Source organism: Desulfobacter sp., from assembly GCF_050177295.1.
On the sequence record NZ_JBFXHE010000441.1, the window covers coordinates 1 to 3643 of the forward strand.

General features: G+C 49.8%; 4 protein-coding genes. All 4 read left to right on the forward strand.

The features are described from left to right. Positions 1-1351 (forward strand): rhamnan synthesis F family protein (locus tag AB7U36_RS20665; RefSeq protein ID WP_428161514.1); only part of this gene is annotated, 1351 nt, incomplete at its 5' end. Positions 1352-1369: 18 nt separating this feature from the next. Next, complete coding sequence (locus tag AB7U36_RS20670; RefSeq protein ID WP_428161515.1) at positions 1370-2425, forward strand: glycosyltransferase family 2 protein; 1056 nt, start codon at positions 1370-1372, stop codon at positions 2423-2425. 197 nt (positions 2426-2622) lie between these two features. Beyond that, positions 2623-2817, forward strand: coding sequence for a hypothetical protein (locus AB7U36_RS20675; protein WP_428161516.1), 195 nt, complete (start codon positions 2623-2625; stop codon positions 2815-2817). 54 nt (positions 2818-2871) lie between these two features. Beyond that, on the forward strand, positions 2872-3643 hold a 772-nt coding region (locus AB7U36_RS20680), incomplete at its 3' end, for an ABC transporter transmembrane domain-containing protein (RefSeq protein ID WP_428161517.1).

A 3643-nucleotide genomic window follows, 5' to 3' on the forward strand; every position in this document is an offset into this window, starting at 1 on the left:
TTCCCGTTGTCCGGATCTTGGGATGATTGCTGCCCAGCATTTTGAGCCGGTGCGCAATGCCATCAACTGGGGGGGGAATTTTGAGGCAGCCCAGGAGCTGGCAGGGAAAATGGGATTTACCCTGAATCCCGAAGACCCATTGGATTTTCCTTCGGGTTCTATGTTCTGGGCCCGCACCTTGGCCTTAAAACCCCTGCTGGATCTGAACCTGACCCTCCAGGATTTTGAGGCTGAATCCAATCAGATCAACGGCACCCTTGCCCATGCAGTGGAACGGCTGTTTTTCTTCGTTTGTGAACATCAGAACATGAAATGGATGAAAATCGCACATCCCCCCCTCTACACGTCCACCCCCATGATTGTGGAGATCAAGTATGGGGCCGACCTGACAACTTTTCTGGACCAACACCTGTTCAGCCTGCTGGATCCCAAGGGGGTTACCCCCCGCACCCTCACTCCGGAGGCCATTAAACATCCGGCCCCTGATCTGCCGGGCCATATCCAGAACCGGATTCTGGGCGCCCATCTGATGCCGGGTTCCGGAACAAGGGTGGCCCTAGGGCTTGTGGCCAAGGACAACAGCTTATCCGAACTGACCGGCGCCATCCACGCAGCAGAGATTGCATTAACGTCAGCAGGGTTTAAAACCGATAATGCCGTCTTTTTAATGGACATCAATGCTAAGACCCTTGATGGGATAGAGATAAAAGACGGGATCCGCAAAATGAGTTGTGTCAATTTTCTTAGGGCAGAGGGTATAAACGGGTTTGGGTCCGGGCATAATTTTTTGATGAACGCAGCATTTGAAGCGGGAAATGAGATTTATATCGCCATTGATCCCCGGGGGCATCTGCATCCGGGGGCGGTCAAAGCGCTGGTTCAGATGATCCAGGCAGCCCACGGCAAAGCCCTTGTGGACGCATTGCAGTTCCCGGAGGTACATGCCAAACCCCATGATCCCCAGACCTTTGACACCCCTTGGGTGTGTGGCAGGTGTGTGGCAATGTCAAAAGAGGCCTTTAATGACCTGGGCGGGTTTGACGAGCAATTTTCCATGTATTGGGAAGATGTGGATCTGTCGTGGAGAGCCCGTGCCCATGGATATCAGGTTAAAACCTGTTCCAGGGCCCTGTTTTTGGACCAGTCACTTGAAACAACACCAACACCCAAACAAGGGCGGATGATGCTGACCCAGGGGATTTTGCTGGCCCGGAAATGGGGATCTGAGGAATGGGAGAACCGGCTGACAAAAGCCCTGACAGATGCGGGCAGCCCTGTTCCTGAACAGATACCGGATCCGGTTCCCCAATCATGGCAACATCTTGGGGAATTTTTCAAACTGGAATTCTAAATCCATAGGAGAGGTATCGTGGACCCAAGCTCGGCTCCAAAGGTGAATATCGTTATCCCCAACTGGAATGGGATGCGCTTTTTGCCTTCCTGTCTTAACTCCATAGAACGGCAGACCTATTCATCCGTTGAAATCACTATTGTGGATAACGGTTCCAATGACGGATCTCAAGGATATTTGCGCAAAAAATATCCACAGGTACGCCTCATTACCCTTCCTGAAAATTTGGGATTCAGTTCTGCGGTGAATGCAGGAATCACAAGTTGTGACGCACCCTATGTTTTTCTTCTCAATAATGATACTGAACTGTCCAAGAACTGCCTGCATCAACTTCTGACAGCAGCGGATGAACTCCCGGAATACGATTTTTTTTCTCCTAAAATTCTGAGTTTCCACAACCGTACAATAATAGACGGAGCAGGTGACACTTACCTGCGTGGCGGGGGAGGGTACAGACTCGGGGCCATGGAAGAAGATTGTGCTGTCTACAATCGTCCCGGACCGGTTTTCGGGGCCTGTGCCGGGGCCGGCTTGTACCGGCGCATCCTGTTTGACAGGATCGGTTTCTTTGACGAAGATTTTTTTGCTTACCTGGAAGACGTGGATTTGAACCTGCGGATCAACCGGTTCGGCAGCAGGGGATATTATGTGCCTGCTGCCCGGGTGTACCACATCGGTAGCGCAACCAGCGGTTCCAAGATCAATCCGTTTACCGTCAGGCTGACAGCCCGAAATTCCTTATTTCTTTTGCTGAAAAATTATCCGGTTTCATTATTTATTCGCTTTCTGCCTCAGATTTTTATCTACCAGTTTTTCTGGTTTTTGTTTGCCCTAAAAAAACAACAGGCACTTGCATATTCCCGCGGTATTTGGCAAGGGCTGAAAGCGTGGAAGCCCATGCGTAAAAAATATCATGGACAGCTGGCTTGCCAGAAGGTTATATCAATGGAAAAATTTGCAGCCCGGCTGCGTGATGCAGAGATATCAACCATCACCTCACTCATGCACAGGAGACAGGCAGCAGGGAAGAAGAACGGTATGCTTCAACTTTATCGGACGCTTTTCTGCAGATGATGCAAGCCCGGAATATTTTATTATATATTTCAAATAGCTAAGCTTACAATCCCCTAGAAAGAACCTGAAACGCAACATGAGCCTATCATGTATGAGCCGTCCCAAATTGACATTGAATCCTTGACAGGGTATCAGAACTGATTATTATGCCCTCATTGTAAATTTTACACCTAAACTTAGAAAGGATGTGAACTACCATGAGCGCCGGATCGTTAATTGCCATAAATGTACTGTTACTGTATACCGTGCTTGGGCCGATGGTGCTTTTAGGGATCTATACCTTGTTCGATTTCCTCGGGGAACAGCCCGCCGGGGCTTTCGGTCAGGATGACAGCGGTTCCAATGACCCGTCTCTTTGGACACAGATAGACTTAAACAGGTTGTTTGACTAAGCCTTAATACGGCATTCTCCCATGACTTTATTCCTGAAAACCTGGAAAAAATATTTGACCTGGGCCGCGGTCCTTTCCTGTTTTACCAATATTCTATCCCTGACCTTTTCCTTTTATATGTTCAGCATTTACCAAAATATAGTGATTTCCTATTCCGGCTGGTCCCTGGCAAATATCACCATTGCCGCGGTGATTGCCATCACTAGCATGGGATTGTTCCTTTTCGCCCGGTCAAGACTTCTGTCGCGGGCCGGAAACGCCCTGAACATCTCCATGCGGGAGCAGGCCTTCGAGATCATGATCAAATCCATGGTTATTGATCCCCAACGCGCCTACCGAAACGGCCTCAACGATCTGAACACCCTGCAGAATTATTTGTCCACACCGGCGGTCTATGCCGTGTTTGACGCCCCATGGGCGCCCTTTTACCTGGTATTGATTTTCATTTTTCAGCCCGTGCTGGGGCTGATTGCCACGGGCGGGGCCTTACTCTCTGCCGCCTTAACCCTGCTCCAGGAGGTTCTGGTCAAGGACAGTATGAAAGAGGCCAACCGCTTGAACTCGGATAACCAGCGGTTCGTGGTTTCTTTCATGCGCAACGCAGAGGTCACCGTGGGCATGGGCATGATCGGCAATATTACAGCCCGATTCACGGGAAAGAACCGGGCAGTTATGGAAAATCAGACCCGGTCCTCCAATGTAGCCGGAATCATCCATGCTGTGACCGAACCCTTGCGCAGTACTATCCAGGTTCTGATTTATTGTTTTGGCGCCTACTTCTGCATCAAGTCCGGATTTAATGCAGGTCTTATGGTTGTCTGTTCCA

Bases quoted from the DNA above. Each gene is read 5' to 3' on its own strand.
- AB7U36_RS20675 (WP_428161516.1), top strand. From the start codon at position 2,623: ATGAGCGCCGGATCGTTAATTGCCATAAATGTACTGTTACTGTATACC.